At 63.0% G+C, this 16,036-nt stretch carries 10 protein-coding genes; 7 read left to right on the top strand and 3 right to left on the bottom strand.

The window, feature by feature from the left end:
• Positions 1–2 precede the first annotated feature (2 nt).
• Positions 3–1,745 (top strand): sigma-54-dependent Fis family transcriptional regulator, encoded by a 1,743-nt coding sequence (locus NJC38_RS24000; protein ID WP_253117366.1) that lies wholly within the window; start codon positions 3–5, stop codon positions 1,743–1,745.
• 4 nt (positions 1,746–1,749) lie between these two features.
• Here the strand turns inward: NJC38_RS24000 and NJC38_RS24005 are convergent, their stop codons facing one another.
• From NJC38_RS24005 to NJC38_RS24015, 3 genes are read right to left on the bottom strand one after another with little or no spacing between them, the layout of a single operon-like run.
• The gene (locus tag NJC38_RS24005; protein WP_253117367.1) at positions 1,750–3,000 is read right to left on the bottom strand and encodes an MFS transporter; all 1,251 of its coding nucleotides are present in this window, start codon (positions 2,998–3,000) and stop codon (positions 1,750–1,752) included.
• A gap of 50 nt (positions 3,001–3,050) precedes the next feature.
• Entirely contained in the window at positions 3,051–4,133 is a 1,083-nt protein-coding gene (locus NJC38_RS24010) for a sugar phosphate isomerase/epimerase (protein WP_253117368.1), read from the bottom strand.
• Positions 4,130–5,302 (bottom strand): Gfo/Idh/MocA family oxidoreductase, encoded by a 1,173-nt coding sequence (locus NJC38_RS24015; protein WP_253117369.1) that lies wholly within the window; start codon positions 5,300–5,302, stop codon positions 4,130–4,132. The genes NJC38_RS24010 and NJC38_RS24015 overlap by 4 nt, the downstream gene beginning before the upstream one ends.
• A gap of 190 nt (positions 5,303–5,492) precedes the next feature.
• On the opposite strand from NJC38_RS24015, the gene NJC38_RS24020 reads away from it, so the two are divergent.
• The 6 genes from NJC38_RS24020 (at position 5,493) to NJC38_RS24045 (ending at position 15,025) form a co-directional block, all read left to right on the top strand.
• Positions 5,493–6,494 (top strand): LacI family DNA-binding transcriptional regulator, encoded by a 1,002-nt coding sequence (locus NJC38_RS24020; protein WP_253117370.1) that lies wholly within the window; start codon positions 5,493–5,495, stop codon positions 6,492–6,494.
• A gap of 296 nt (positions 6,495–6,790) precedes the next feature.
• Positions 6,791–7,936 carry an MFS transporter gene (locus NJC38_RS24025; protein ID WP_045491621.1) on the top strand — a complete coding sequence of 382 codons (1,146 nt, stop codon included), beginning with the start codon at positions 6,791–6,793 and terminating at the stop codon, positions 7,934–7,936.
• Between the two features lie 116 nt (positions 7,937–8,052).
• Positions 8,053–8,958 carry a bifunctional methylenetetrahydrofolate dehydrogenase/methenyltetrahydrofolate cyclohydrolase FolD gene (gene folD / locus NJC38_RS24030; RefSeq protein WP_045491623.1) on the top strand — a complete coding sequence of 302 codons (906 nt, stop codon included), beginning with the start codon at positions 8,053–8,055 and terminating at the stop codon, positions 8,956–8,958.
• 224 nt (positions 8,959–9,182) lie between these two features.
• Positions 9,183–10,424, top strand: coding sequence for a multidrug efflux RND transporter periplasmic adaptor subunit MexE (mexE, locus tag NJC38_RS24035; protein WP_045491625.1), 1,242 nt, complete (start codon positions 9,183–9,185; stop codon positions 10,422–10,424).
• Between the two features lie 12 nt (positions 10,425–10,436).
• Positions 10,437–13,628, top strand: a complete 3,192-nt coding sequence (locus tag NJC38_RS24040; protein ID WP_045491627.1) for an efflux RND transporter permease subunit — start codon at positions 10,437–10,439, stop codon at positions 13,626–13,628.
• Complete coding sequence (locus tag NJC38_RS24045) at positions 13,628–15,025, top strand: efflux transporter outer membrane subunit (RefSeq protein WP_253117371.1); 1,398 nt, start codon at positions 13,628–13,630, stop codon at positions 15,023–15,025. Before NJC38_RS24040 ends, NJC38_RS24045 begins: the two co-directional genes overlap by 1 nt.
• Positions 15,026–16,036: the final 1,011 nt, after the last annotated feature.

The following is a 16,036-nucleotide window of genomic DNA, read 5'->3' on the forward strand; positions in this document are numbered from 1 at the left end:
CAATGACTAATCCCCGCAGCGCCCAACCCGTCACTGCTCCACCGCGTGGTGACAGCCGCCAGTTAAGCGACAGCAGTTCGCCCACTCCAGCGGAGCTGACCGATTGTTTGTTTTTCTGCCCTGAAGACGGACGGATCTGGCTCAATGACCAGCGCATGCTGTTGCTGCACAGTTCCTCGTTCGGCGCGCTGCGCAGCGAGGTGATCGCCCGGTTGGGGCTGGAGCAGGCGCGTGGGCTGTTCACCCGCACCGGCTATGCCTCGGGCCTGCGCGATGCCCGGTTGATCCGCGAGCGCTGGCCACAGGCCGATGCCGCTGCGGTGTTCCGTGCCGGCACCCACCTGCACACCCTGGAAGGCATGACCAAGGTCGAACCGCTGTATTTCAAATTCGACGCCGAATCGGGTTTCTACGAAGGCGAGTTTCTTTGGCACCACTGCTGCGAAGCCGATGAACACCTGGCTGTGCACGGTGTCGCCCAGGATCCGGTGTGCTGGACTGAAACCGGCTACGCCATGGGTTTTGTCAGTGGCTTGTTCGGGCAAATGGTGATTTTCCGCGAGGTGCAGTGCCGCGGCATGGGCCACGCCAGCTGCCGGGTGGTCGGCAAGACCGCTGCGCAGTGGAACGATGCCGGGCAAGACCTCAGCTACCTGAATGTCTCGTCGAGCTTGAGCCATCCTGATCCGGCCCCCGCGCCTGTGCCACACGCCGCGGTCGGCCCGCACCCGCCGCTGATCGGCGCCAGCGCGGCCTTCAATGCTGCCACCCAGGCTCTGCAGCGGGTCGCCAAAACCCCGGCCAGTGTGCTGATCAGCGGTGAGTCGGGGGTGGGCAAGGAGTTGTTCGCCCGTCAGTTGCACCAACTCAGCCAGCGTCGCAACGGCCCGTTCGTGGCGCTGAACTGCGCAGCGATTCCGGATAACCTGATCGAAGCCGAGCTGTTTGGTGTCGAACGCGGCGCCTACACCGGCGCCACCCATTCAAGACCCGGACGCTTTGAACGGGCCGCCGGCGGCACGTTGTTTCTCGATGAAATCACCTGCCTGAGCCTGGCCGGCCAGAGCAAGCTGCTGCGCGCCCTGCAAGAGCGGGAGATCGAACGAGTCGGTGGCGTGCACGGCATCCGGGTCGATGTGCGCGTCGTTGCCGCGACCAATATCGATCTGCGTCAGGCTGTGGCTGACGGCAGCTTTCGTGAAGACCTGTTCTACCGATTGAACGTCTACCCGATCGCGTTGCCGCCATTACGCGAGCGCCGCGATGACATTGCGCTGCTGATCGACGCCTTCCTGACCCGCTTCTGCCGGGACTATGAGCGCACCCCGGCGGGGCTGACCATGCGTGCCCTCAAGGTCCTGCTGCGCTACGACTTTCCCGGCAATGTGCGAGAGCTGCAAAACCTCATCGAGCGCGGCCTGATTGCCAGCGATGAGGGGCAGCCCATTGATCTGGTGCATCTGTTTCGCAATGAGCCGCTGCCCGGCGACCCGTATGGGGTGGATGATCACGGCAGCCTGTCCAACAGCATGCCACCTGCCCCAACAGCAGCAGCTGCCCCGCCGCTGCTGGAAACCCTTGGCCAACTGGACCCGGCTTTTACCCTGCACGGCCTCGAATCACGGCTGATCAACGAGGCCTTGCAGCGCAGTGCAGGCAATCTGGCGGCAGCGGCCAGGCAATTGGGCCTGAGCCGGGCGCAGTTTGCCTATCGCTTGAAAAAGCATCAGCCAGCGGCTGATTGAGCGCTCAGCGTGTTGCTCGCGCGCTGTTGGCTTCAGGGCTGCCAGGCTCACGGCCCTTGAATACCAGCAAAAAGCACACCAGCACCAGCGTCGCAAAGGCCGCCGGGAACAGCCAGATGCCCTGCCAGTCATGGCTGCCAGCGCCGGTGGCGTAGTGATCGGTCACTCGCCCGGCGACCCAGAAGCCGATCAGCATGCCGAATCCATAGGTGGCCATCGTAATCAGTCCTTGGGCGGAGCTTCTGAACCGCTGCGGTGCTTTGGCGTCGGTGTAGATCTGCCCGCAAACAAAGAAGAAGTCGTAGCAGATGCCGTGCAAGGCGATGCCGATGAACAGCATGAAGGCCAGCTCACCGTTATTGCCATAAGCGAATAATAAGTAGCGCAACGACCAGGCCAGCATGCCCACCAGTAGCGCGAGCTTGATCCCGAAGCGCTGGATGAACAACGGCAGCAACAGCATGAACAGCACTTCCGAGACCTGCCCGATCGCCATCTTCGCGGTCGGGTTGGCCATGCCGGTCTGGGCCAGGAACGGGTTGGCGTTCTGGTAATAGAACGCCAGCGGAATGCAGATCAGAATCGAGGCGATGAAGAACACCAGGTAATTGCGGTCCTTGAGCAGGCTCAAGGCATCCAGCCCCAGGTTCTGCCGCACGCCGGCATTGCCTGCCGTGGCCTGCATCGGCGGCGTGCTCGGCAAACTCAGGCTGTACAGGCCCAGCAACAGCGAGGCGAGTGCCGACATCAGGAAGGTGTTGCGCAGCGCGCCGGACGCAATCGCGCTCTGCGCGTCCCAGGCGAACACAAAGCTGATCAGCAGACCGGCCACGATCCAGCCGACCGTGCCCCATACCCGAATGCGCGAGAACTCCAGCGCCGGGTCGCGCATCTGGCGCAAGGCAACCGAGTTGACCAGCGTCAGGGTCGGCATATAGACCATCATGTAGGCCAGCACATACGGGTAGAAGCCGCTGAAGTCCTCGGCCCGGTAGAGCTGCAACAGCAGCACCGCGCCAAGCAGATGCAGCACTGCAAGGATCCGTTCGGCATTGAACAACCGGTCGGCGATCAGGCCGATCACAAAGGGCGCGATGATCGCGCCCCAGGACTGGGTGGCAAACGCCATGCCGATCTGCCCGCCCGAGGCGCCGAGGCTGCTGCCCAAAAAGGTGCCCAGGGTGACGAACCAGGCGCCCCAGATAAAGAACTGCAAGAACATCATTGCGCTCAGTCGCGCATTCATTCTGGTCATGACAGTACCGCCTTATTGTTGTTGTAGGTTTGCCAACCAGCGTGCCGGCCTCAGGCCTCGGGCAAGCCCAGCAGGCGCCGATTGGACGCCGCATCAGCCGACACGCCGGCAAAGTCGTCGAATGCCTTGCGGGTCTTTTCAATCATGTGCCGCTCGATGAAGGCCACCCCCTCGGCAGCGCCCTGGCGGGCGTCCTTCAGGCAGCACTCCCACTCCAGCACCGCCCAGCCGTTGTAGCCGTACTGAGTCAGTTTGCTGAAGATCGATTTGAAGTCGATCTGCCCATCGCCCAGTGACCGAAACCGCCCCGGCCGCTGCACCCAGTCCTGATAGCCGCCATACACCCCGGAGCAGGCATCGGGGCGGAACTCGGCATCCTTGACGTGGAACATGCGAATCCGCGGGTGGTAACGGTCGATAAAGCCCAGGTAGTCCATCTGCTGCAGCAGCAAGTGGCTGGGGTCATAGAGGATCGCCGCCCGCGGGTGGTGATTGACCGCCTCCAGAAAGCGCTCAAATGACGCGCCGTCGTGCAGGTCTTCGCCGGGGTGAATCTCGTAGCACAAATCGACCCCGGCCTGCTCGAAACAGTCGAGGATCGGCAGCCAGCGTTTGGCCAGTTCGGCAAAGCCCAGCTCGACCAGCCCGGCCGGGCGTTGCGGCCAGGGGTAAACAAACGGCCAGACCAATGCCCCGGAAAATGTCGCGTGAGCGGTCAGGCCCAGGCGCTGGCTGGCGCGGGCGGCCAGTTTCAGTTGGTCAATGGCCCAGGCCGTGCGCTCGGCCGGTTTGCCGCGCAAATGGGCCGGGGCAAAGTCATCAAACAACTCATCGAAGGCCGGATGCACCGCCACCAGTTGGCCCTGCAAGTGAGTCGACAACTCGCTGATCTCGACACCAGCCTCGGCACACACCGCCTTGAGTTCATCGCAATAGGCCTGGCTTTCGGCAGCGCGCTGCAGGTCGATGAAACGCGCATCCAGGGTCGGCAACTGAATCGCCTTGTAGCCCAGTGAAGCCGCCCACTGCGCGATATTGGCCAGGTTGTCGAACGGCGCTTGATCGGCGATGAACTGCGCAAGAAAAATTCCTGGCCCACGCAGGCCGTCAGAGGTTTTGAGTGAATCAGTCATGGTGTGCTCCGTTGCGGCAGCTCGCTCCACTTGGCCGTGCCGTGATGGTTGGCGATAGCGGTCTCGATAAAGGCCATGCCGCGCAGGCCGACCTCGATACCCGGCACACCGGGCACCTGATGGCCGCCCAGTTGGCCACGAATGGCAGTGGCGAAGGCGCCGTACAAATTGGCCATGGCTTCCAGATAACCTTCCGGGTGCCCGGCCGGCAGGCGCATGCGCTGTAGCGCCGCGGCGCACAACCATGGCTGGCCAAGGCCGGCGCGCAGAATGCGCATGGGTTGGTCCAGCGAGCGGTGAATCAGGCTGGCCGGGTTTTCCTGCTGCCACTCCAGACCGCCCAGCTCGCCGTAGACGCGGATTTTCAGCGGGTTCTCTTCGCCGGCGCAGACTTGGCTGGCGATCAACACGCCGCTGGCGCCATCGGCCATGCGAAACAGCATCGCGGCGTCATCGTCCAGTTGCCGGCCTTCAATGTGGGTGCCGAGCATCGCGCTCAACTGACGGATTGGCTGGTCAGCAACAAACTCGGCCAGCGCAAAAGCGTGGGTGCCGATGTCGCCAATGCAGCCGCCCAGCCCGGAGTGCTCCGGCTGGTCGCGCCAGGCCGCCTGCTTGTTACCCTGCCCGGCCACATCCTGACTGAGCCAGCCTTGCGGGTACTCGACCAGCACCTTGCGGACTTTACCGATAGCCCCGCTGCGCACCATCTCCCGCGCCTGCCAGACCATCGGGTAACCCAAGTAGGTATGCGCCAGGCCGTACAGACGGTTGCTGCGTTCGGCCACCTGCTTGAGCGCCAGCAACTCGTCGAGGTTCAGCGCGGCGGGCTTTTCACTGAACACATGAAAGCCCGCCTGCAGCGCCTGGCTGGCGATTGGCGCGTGCAAGTGGTTAGGGGTGACGATCACCAGCAGCTCCATGCGCTGCTCGGCAGGCAAAGCCTGTTCGGCCTGAAGCATCTGCTGCCATTGGTCGTAGCACCGCGCAGCGGCCACCCCCAACACCGCGGCGGTGGCCTGATTGTTGGCCGGGTCGCGACTGAATGCACCGCACACCAGTTCGAAACGGCCATCGAGCCCGGCGGCCTGACGATGCGCCTGAGCGATGAACGCCCCGGCACCGCCACCGACAAAACCCATTCTTACTTTCGGCACTGCAGTGTTCATCCATTCTCCATTTGCAGGGTCGTGGCTAGACTATTGAGTTCGCGACGCCCAGAATGTAACCGGTTACATTGATGCAGAAATCTAGGCCCGTCATGCCGGTCTGTCAATGCTCGCCTTAACGACCTGAGCGTTTCAGGCCATAGGCCAGCTGCGGTAAGCTCGCAGGCTACGCGTTCTGAAAGAGGTGCTCTTGTCCAATATCCGTGAAGTCGCCCGGCTCGCCGGGGTCTCTGTCGCCACCGTGTCCAGAACCCTGAAATACCCCGAGCGCGTGCTCGCCCAGACCCGTGACAAGGTCAATGCGGCGGTCGAACAGGCCGGCTATCGGCCCAACCAGATGGCGGTGCAATTTCGTTCACGCAAGACCGGCAATCTGGTGATTCTGGTGCCGACCATCGCCAATACCTTCTTCGCCCGGGTCATCAGCGGCGCACAACAGGCGGCCCAAGCGGCCAACTACCGCTTGTTGCTATGCGACACCCAGGGCCGCGAGGCCGTCGAACGCGAGTTCGCCGAGCTGGTGTACGCCCACCAGGCCGACGGGGTGATTCAGTTGCGCGCCTACGATCCCTATCAACAGCCACTGCCCGGTGTCGAATTACCGCCCATCGTCAATGCCTGTGAAGTCGACGCCCAGGGGCGTCATCCGACCATCAGCCTGGACAATCGCGCCGCCGCCAGGGCCGTAACCCAACACCTGATCGAGCTGGGCCACCGGCGCATCGGCCTGATCAAGGGGCCAAAAAGCAGCCCGCTGACCCGCGAACGTGTGGCCGGTTATCAGGATGCCGTGCACCAGGCCGGCATCGCGCCAGACCCGGCGCTGATCTGTCATGGCAACTTCAGCCTGCAGGCCGGCTATGACGGCGCGGCGAACCTGCTGCAACTGGCCGAGCGCCCGACCGCGCTGTTCTGTGAAAACGACGAAATGGCGATTGGCGCGCTCAAGCAGATCAAACAACAGGGCCTGCGCGTACCCGAAGACATCTCGCTGGTGGGTTTCGACGACATCCCGTTCGCGGCCTACTGCGACCCGCCGCTGACCACCATCGCGCAACCGGCAGAAGCCTTCGGCCAACTGGCGGTCGAAATGCTCATCGCCCTGATCGAGAAGAAGCCGCTGGCCGCCCAGCACGTAACCCTGCCGTTCGAGCTGACCTTGCGGCAAAGCACAGCGCCGCCTTCAAGCTGAACGAAGCGGGTCGAGAATGCTCTAGAACAAGCATCTACATCCGGGTGCCTCTAAAAACGTAGGCGAGGCAGTCAGCGCTAGGCGAAATCAGGCGAGAAAGCGGAGTTTACGGGTTGTAAATGAGCATTTTGAGCCTGATTTCAACAACGCGATGGCAACGCAGGTAGTTTTTAGAGGTGCCCACATGACGGTGCGGGCCTGATGCCGTATGGTGCCCGGCCTCGCTGTCTTGCGTACCACCGTTGTAATGAGGTTCATCCGTGTCAACAAGCAATGAAAACACCCCCTCCTCCGGCATGCGCCTGCTGATTCTGATCGCCCTGTCGATGGGCAGTTTCGCCATCGGCACTAGCGAATTCGTGATCATGGGCTTGCTGCCGGAAGTCGCCCGGGGGCTGGCCATCACTGAGCAACAGGTCGGCCATCTGATCAGCGCCTATGCCTTGGGCGTGGTGATCGGCGCCCCGGTGCTGGCGATTCTCGGCAGCCGCCTGAAACGCAAAACCCTGCTGGTGGCGCTGATGCTGTTTTACGGCGTCGCCAACCTGGCCAGCGCGATGGTCAGCGATTACCACGGCGCGCTGCTGGCGCGCTTTATCAGTGGCCTGCCACACGGCGCCTATTTTGGCGTCGCCGCGCTGGCCGCAGCGGCCATCAGCCCGTTGCACAAACGCGGCGCGGCGGTCAGTGCAGTGATGATGGGCCTGACCCTGGCGATCCTGATCGGCAATCCGCTGGCCACCTGGCTGGGGCAGATCCTCGACTGGCGCTACGCCTTTGTGGTGGTGGCGGTGATTGCCGGGCTGACCAGCATGCTGGTGTACGCCCTGCTGCCGGGCGGGCCGAAACCTGAAGCCAGCAGCGTGCGCGGTGAACTCAAAGCCTTCTTCCAGCCGCAGATTGGCGTCTTGCTGCTGATCGCCTCGGTCGGCTTTGCCGGTATGTTCTGCGTGTTCAGCTACCTGGCGCCCACCTTGCTGCAGGTCACCGGCGCTTCGCCAAACTGGATTCCGGCAGCATTGGCCAGTTTCGGCGCCGGCGCGGTGCTGGGCAATATCGTCGGCGGGCGGTTGTTCGACCGCTACGGCGTGCAGGCGATCGGCATCGTACTGGTCTGGTCGATCGTGGTGATGCTGGCTTTCCCGTTGGCGGCGCAGTCGATCTGGACCCTGCTGCCGGGCATTGCCTGTGTCGGCACCATGATCGCCCTCGGTCCGGTGCTGCAAACCCGGCTGATGGACATCGCCAAGGGCGCGCAAACTCTCGCTGCGGCCTCCAACCATGCCGCGTTCAACCTGGCCAACGCGCTGGGGCCGTGGCTGGGCGGCATGGCCATCGCCGCCGGCTGGGGCTGGACCTCTACCGGCTTCGTCGGCGCCACCACCGCGCTGCTGGGCTTGCTGGTGTATGTGGCGGCGGTACGCGGCAAGACGGCCGGCTAAGGGGGAGTTGACGACACCGCTCATGGCCGCGACCATGAGCGGCTTGCCAGCGTTGATATTCAGCGTAACGATTCATCGTCTGGCAACTTTCCAACTCCGCAGCGGAAGACCCGGCAATGACCACCTCACACACCTGCGACCTCTCCTCGCCCACCCAGGCGGCAATCATCGACGGCAAGCGCTTTGCCGAGCAGGTGCGTCAGGAAGTCGCCGAGGGTGCCCGAGCGTTTCGTGACACTTACCAGCGAGGACCGGGCCTGGCCGTGGTGCTGGTTGGTGACGACCCGGCCAGCCAGGTTTATGTAAAAACCAAAATGAAAAAGGCCGCCGAGCTGGGCATTGAGTCGTTCCCTCACCTGTTGCCGGGCAGCACGCCTCAGCAAGAGTTGCTGGCACTGATCGACATCCTCAACCATGACCGCAGCGTGCACGGCATTCTGGTGCAATTGCCGCTGCCCGCCCATATCGATGAAGCCCGAGTGATCGCAGCCATCGCTCCGGCCAAGGACGTCGACGGCTTTCACCCGGTCAACGTTGGCCGCCTGGCGCAGGGCAAACCCGGCCTGACGCCCTGCACACCGTTGGGCTGCCTGATGCTGCTCAAGGACCGACTCGGCGACCTGACCGGCAAAAAAGCCGTGGTGGTCGGGCGCTCGAACATCGTCGGTAAACCCATGGCCAGCCTGCTGTTGCAGGAAAACTGCACGGTGACCATCGTTCACTCGCGCACCCAGGACCTCAATGCCGAGTGCCGTCAGGCCGATATCCTGGTAGTCGCCACCGGCCACGCCGAACTGCTCGGTGCCGAGGCCATCAAGCCTGGCGCTGTGGTGATCGACGTCGGTATCAACCGCATCGAACGCAACGGCGCGCCGGTACTGGTAGGCGATGTGGACTTTGCGGCTGCCAGCCAGGTGGCCTCGGCCATCACCCCGGTGCCAGGCGGCGTCGGGCCGATGACCGTGGCCTGCCTGATGAAAAATACTCTGACGGCAGCGCTGGCGATTGAGGCGGCCGTTTAAGATTGATGCTGGTCAGTAGCGCTAATGCCAGATCTTTCGGCCGAGCTTGGTTCTAGTGGGAGGGGCCGGCCGGCTCCTCCCACCGAGTCCGCAGTGCTTATCTGAACAGTAGTCGGTAAACATCAATCAGATCGATATTAACCTTCGTCCCATTCGATTCGTTAATAGTCCGCGCGCACAACAGAATCCGCCCCATCACCCTTTTTACCTGCGGCGGATTCTCCATGGCTCAGTCACTTCACTTTTTGCGCTACCCCTTAACCGCACTGGCCATGGTGGTACTCACCGCCTGTGGTCGCGCCCCGGAAGCCACTCAGGCGCCAGCCGCCCCCAAGGTCAGTGTGGCCAAGGTGCTGGAGCAGCCGATCAACGAGTGGGACGAATTCACCGGGCGGCTCGAAGCGCCGGAAACCGTTGAGGTCCGTCCACGAGTCTCCGGCCAGATTGATCAGGTGGCCTTCACCGACGGCGCGCTGGTCAAGAAAGGCGACCTGCTGTTCCAGATCGACCCGCGTCCGTTCCAGGCTGAAGTGCGCCGTCTCGAAGCCCAGTTGCAACAGGCCCGGGCCGTGGCCAGCCGCAGTGAGAACGAAGCCGAGCGTGGCGACCGGCTGCGCGCCAACAACGCGATTTCTGCCGAACTGGCTGATTCGCGGACCACTTCGGCACAGGAAGCCAAAGCTGGCGTGGCAGCGATTCAGGCGCAACTGGACCTGGCGCGTCTGAACCTGAGTTTCACCAAAGTCACCGCGCCGATCAGCGGTCGGGTCAGCCGCGCCGAGATCACCAGCGGCAACATCGTCACCGCCGACGTCACGGCCCTGACCAGCGTGGTTTCCACCGATAAGGTCTATGCCTACTTCGACGCCGACGAACGCGTATTCCTAAAGTACAACGAACTGGCCCGTCAGGGTCAGCGCGGCCAGAGCACCCCGGTGTATCTGGGCCTGTCCAACGAAGCGGATAACCCGCACCTGGGCCAGATGAACTTCGTCGACAACCAGGTCAACCCGCGCACCGGCACCATTCGTGGCCGGGCGGTGTTCGACAACACTGACGGGCGCTTCACCCCTGGCCTGTATGCGCGCCTGAAGCTGGTGGGCAGCGGCACCTACTCGGCAGTGCTGATCCAGGACGAAGCGGTCGGCACCGACCTGGGCAAGAAGTTCGTGCTGGTCATGGACCAGAACAACACCCCGGCTTACCGCGCCGTGGAGCTGGGTCCAAAGCTTGAAGGCCTGCGCATCGTGCGCAGCGGCCTGGCCAAGACCGACACCATCGTGGTCAAGGGCCTGCAACGTGTGCGTCCCGGCCAGCCGGTGGACCCGCAGGTCACGCCGATGGCCAGCGACCAGACCCTCGCGGCCCTGCGCCAACAACGTGAGGCGCTGGAAGCCAGCAACATGACGCCTGTCAGCACCAAGACCACCGTCAAACTCGCCAGCGTCACAGCGCCACGCGGTTAAGGGATACGACCGATGAACTTCTCGACATTCTTTATATCCCGGCCGATCTTCGCCGCCGTGTTATCGCTGCTGATCCTGATCGCCGGTTCCATCTCGCTGTTCCAGTTACCGATCAGCGAATACCCGGAAGTGGTACCGCCCACCGTGGTGGTGCGCGCCAACTTCCCCGGTGCCAACCCCAAAGTGATCGGCGAAACCGTGGCCTCGCCACTGGAGCAAGCCATCACCGGCGTGGAAAACATGCTCTACATGTCCTCCCAGGCCACCGCCGACGGCAAGCTGACCCTGACCATCACCTTCGCGCTGGGCACCGACCTGGACAACGCCCAGGTGCAGGTGCAAAACCGCGTGACCCGCACCGAGCCCAAGCTGCCCGAGGAAGTGACGCGCATCGGGATCACGGTGGACAAGGCCTCGCCCGACCTGACCATGGTCGTGCACTTGACCTCGCCGGATGACCGCTACGACATGCTCTACCTGTCGAACTACGCGGTGCTCAACATCAAGGACGAGCTGGCGCGCCTCAATGGCGTGGGCGATGTGCAGTTGTTCGGTATGGGTGACTACTCGCTGCGGGTCTGGCTGGACCCGAACAAGACCGCTTCGCGCAACCTGACCGCCACTGACGTGGTCAACGCGATCCGTGAACAGAACCGCCAGGTCGCCGCCGGCCAGTTGGGCGCGCCACCGTCGCCGAATGCCACCAGCTTCCAGATGTCGATCAACACCCAAGGCCGCCTGGTCAGCGAGGAAGAGTTCGAGAACATCGTTATCCGCTCTGGTGCCAACGGTGAAATCACTCGCCTCAAGGATGTGGCGCGCATCGAGCTGGGTTCGAGTCAGTACGCGCTGCGCTCACTGCTCAACAACAAACCTGCTGTCGCCTTGCCGATCATGCAGCGCCCCGGCTCCAACGCCATCGACATTTCCAACCAGGTCCGGGCCCGCATGGCCGAACTGAAGAAGGAATTCCCGCAGGGCATGGACTACGAGATCGTCTATGACCCGACCATCTTCGTCCGCGGCTCCATCGAGGCGGTGATCCACACCCTGTTTGAAGCGCTGATTCTGGTGGTGCTGGTGGTGATCCTGTTCCTGCAGACCTGGCGCGCTTCGATCATCCCGCTGGCGGCCGTGCCGGTGTCGCTGATCGGCACCTTTGCGGTCATGCACATGTTCGGCTTCTCGTTCAACGCCCTGTCGCTGTTCGGCCTGGTGCTGGCGATCGGGATCGTGGTCGACGACGCCATCGTGGTGGTAGAGAACGTCGAACGTAACATCGAGCTGGGCCTGGAACCGGTGGCTGCCACCCACAAAGCCATGGGCGAAGTGACCGGGCCGATCATCGCCACGGCGCTGGTACTGTGCGCGGTGTTCGTGCCGGCGGCGTTCATTTCCGGGCTGACCGGCCAGTTCTACAAACAGTTCGCCCTGACCATCGCGATTTCCACAGTAATCTCGGCATTCAACTCGCTGACCCTGTCGCCGGCCCTGGCGGCGGTACTGCTCAAAGGTCACAACGCACCGAAAGACCGCTTCTCGCGCCTGCTTGATCGTCTGCTGGGCGGCTGGCTGTTCAAGCCGTTCAACCGAGTGTTCGAAAAAGCCAGCCATGGCTACGTGGGCACTGTGGCGCGGGTGATCCGGCGCAGCGGCATTGCCATGGTCGTGTATGCCGGGCTCATGGCCCTGACCTGGCTGGGCTTCTCGACCACCCCGACCGGCTTCGTGCCCAGCCAGGACAAGCAATACCTGGTGGCCTTCGCGCAACTGCCGGACGCAGCGAGCCTGGACCGCACCGAAGAGGTGATCAAACGCATGTCCGATATGGCCCTCAAGCAACCTGGGGTGGCCAATGCCGTGGCCTTCCCCGGCCTGTCGATCAACGGCTTCACCAACAGCCCGAACAGCGGCATCGTGTTCGTGACCCTGAAGCCCTTCGATGAGCGCAAGGACCCGAGCCAGTCGGCCAACGCCATTGCCGGTGCGCTGAACGGCCAGTTCGCCTCGATCCAGGAAGCCTACATGGCGATCTTCCCGCCACCACCGGTGATGGGCCTGGGCACTATTGGCGGCTTCCGCCTGCAGATTCAGGACCGTGGCAACCTCGGCTATGACGAGCTGTACAAAGAAACCCAGAACGTCATCGCCAAGAGCCGCAGCGTGCCGGAACTGGCCGGGCTGTTCACCAGCTACACGGTGAACGTGCCGCAGGTCGATGCCGCCATCGACCGTGAAAAAGCCAAGACCCACGGCGTGGCGATCAGCGATATCTTCGACACCCTGCAGGTTTACCTGGGCTCGCTGTATGCCAACGACTTCAACCGGTTCGGCCGTACCTATCAGGTCAACGTCCAGGCTGAACAGCAGTTCCGTCAGGATGCCGAGCAGATCGGTCAGCTCAAGGTCCGCAATAACCTGGGCGAGATGATCCCGCTGGCAACCTTCGTCAAGGTCAGCGACACCGCAGGTCCCGACCGGGTGATGCACTACAACGGCTTTATCACCGCTGAAATCAACGGCGCGGCCGCCCCCGGCTACAGCTCCGGCCAGGCCGAAGCGGCGATGAACAAGCTGCTGCGCGCAGAACTGCCCAACGGCATGACCTACGAGTGGACCGACCTGACCTATCAGCAGATCCTGGCCGGCAACACCGCGCTGTTCGTGTTCCCGCTGTGCGTGCTGCTGGCGTTCCTGGTACTGGCGGCACAATACGAGAGCTGGAGCCTGCCGCTGGCGGTGATCCTGATCGTACCGATGACCCTGCTGTCGGCGATTGCCGGGGTGATCATTGCAGGGAGTGACAACAACATCTTCACCCAGATCGGCTTGATCGTACTGGTCGGCCTGGCGTGCAAGAACGCAATCCTGATCGTCGAGTTCGCCAAGGACAAACAGGAAGAAGGCCTCAGCCCGCTGGACGCGGTACTGGAAGCCTGCCGCCTGCGGCTGCGGCCGATCCTGATGACCTCCTTCGCGTTCATCATGGGCGTGGTGCCGCTGGTGCTGTCCAGCGGCGCCGGTGCCGAAATGCGTCATGCCATGGGCGTGGCGGTGTTCTCCGGGATGCTCGGGGTGACCTTCTTCGGCCTGTTGCTGACCCCGGTGTTCTACGTGCTGATCCGTAACTTCGTCGAGCGTCGCGAGGCCCGCAAGGCGGCCCGCATCGCCCAACAACCGACTCACTCCGTGGAGGCGCATTGATGAGTGCCCTGAAACTCTTCGCCCCTTCCTTGCTGGTGCTGGCGCTGGCGGCCTGCGCCGTCGGCCCGGACTACAAGGCCCCGGCCACCGCTGACGCCAGCACCCAGGCCGCTGGCGCCCAGGCGGCCTATGACCGCAGCCGCAGCGCCGCCAACTGGTGGCAGCAGTTCGACGATGCGACCCTGAACAAACTGGTCGAGCAGTCACTGGCCGGCAACCGTGACCTGCGGGTGGCGTTCGCGCGCCTCAAGGCCGCCCGGGCGATCCGCGATGACGTCAGCAACGACGCCATGCCGGTGATCACCAGCCGCGCCAGCAGCCAGATCGGCAAGGGCCAGGTCCCCGGCCAGACCGAAGATCGGGTCAACAGCGAACGCTACGATCTGGGCCTGGACATGGCCTGGGAAGTCGACCTGTTCGGTCGCATCCAGCGCCAACTGCAAGCCAGCGATGCCGACCAGCAGGCGGCCGAAGCCGAGCTGTACCAGTTGCAAGTGACCCTGATCGCCGATGTGGTCGATGCCTATGGCCGCCTGCGCGGTGCCCAGCTGCGTGAAGCCATTGCCCGCGACAACCTGAAAAACCAGCAGGACTCGCGCAACGTCACCACCCAACTGCGTGACGCCGGGGTGGGAAATGAACTGGACGTGGTGCGCGCCGATGCACGCCTGGCCGCCGTCGAGGCCAGCGTGCCGCAACTGCAGGCCGAACAGGTGCGCCAGCGCAACCGCATCGCGACCCTGCTGGGCGAACGCCCCGATGCATTGAGTGTCGATCTGAGCCCGGCCGGGCTGCCAGCGATCAGTAAAACCCTGGCCGTCGGTGATCCGACCCAGGTGTTGCGCCAGCGGCCTGACGTCTGGGCCGCCGAACGGCAACTGGCGGCGTCCACCGCACGCATTGGTGTGGCCACCGCCGACCTGTTCCCACGGGTAAGCCTCAGCGGCTTCCTGGGGTTTACCGCCGGGCGCGGTTCGCAGATCGGTTCTCAGGCGGCCAAAGCCTGGAGCCTGGGCCCGAGCATCACCTGGGCGGCCTTCGACCTGGGCAGCGTCCGCGCCCGGATTCGCGGCGCCGATGCCGACGCCGAAGGCGCGCTGGCCAGCTACGAGCAGCAGGTATTGCTGGCCCTTGAAGAGTCGCAGAATGCGTTCAGCGATTACGACAAACGCCAACAGCGTCTGCTCGCCCTACTGCGCCAGAGCAACGCAAGCCGCGAGGCCGCCCGTCTGGCCTCGGTGCAATACCGCGAAGGCACGGCGGATTTTCTGGTGCTGCTCGACGCCGAGCGTGAGCGCCTGGCCGCTGAAGACGCCCAGGCTCAAGCGCAGATCGAGTTGTATGAAGGGATCGTCGCCATCTACAAGGCTTTGGGCGGCGGCTGGCAACGGGCCTGACGGCGCGGATGCTGTGCGGTTCGGATCAGCGCTGCACGCCTTTGTGGCCCCCCGTCTTCGCGAGCGAGCTCGCTCCCAGCGGGTCCGCAGTGCTTATCTGAACAGTATTGGCTTTAGCGGCGAAGCCTTCGCTGCTCAAGCAGCTCCTGCGAGGTATCACCGGGCCAGGCGCAGCGGTGACGGTCTCACCTCACAGCGCAAAACTGCCCATTACCCCTACAGTGCAATACCGAGCCTGATAAATACCGCAAGTGCTTTAGCGTTACGGCATAGTCGGCATTGCACTGCACTGGCGTGCCGATCATCAATAACGACTCGTTTCGCTGGCGTGGACGAGAAACGCCCATTGTTAAATTGGATCCTTTATTAACCCGGTGGACATTGCATCGCAACCGCCCGGCAGCCTGGTTGCTGCCATTAACGGCTGGCAGGCAATCATTTTGGCTCGCGCCAACAGATGAAGACGGCGCAAACATGTCACTGTGCTACCATTAAATAAATATGACATCACGGGCTGCCGGCAGCGTGTGTCAATTGTCATCGGCCTCGCCATGCAGACCGCCGGGAGCAGTGGTACAGCGGTCTGGCGTGTGCGTGGGAGCTATACGGAAATGGCTGAACAGGCGACAAACGGTAGAGCCGACACCTTGCCCGGATATCATCCGTGCCTTTCCTGCAGCATCAGGTTGCGCAACATAAATCGGTAATGCACTTTGCTGTAAGGTGTAATAACCCCAACTAAACATGGAAAATTACAGCCACCCACTGAAACTAGCGAAGACCAAAAACGCTATGCTTAGAACCTTTAAATGAGTAATACCGGCACAGAAACGGTTATGCTGTTGTTCCGCGCCTCGAGCACTTACCCCCCTCTGTTAGAAGGACCTGCCTATGTATCCTCTGCCCGAGAAGTCTCTGGCCATGCATGACGTCGTGCCTCGCCCCGCCTGTTCCCGATCTACGCGCATGGGCCAGGCTGATCGCGCACACTAATCACGACACTTGTAAATC

It is taken from the genome of Pseudomonas sp. 21LCFQ010, assembly GCF_024129905.1.
Classification (GTDB): domain Bacteria; phylum Pseudomonadota; class Gammaproteobacteria; order Pseudomonadales; family Pseudomonadaceae; genus Aquipseudomonas.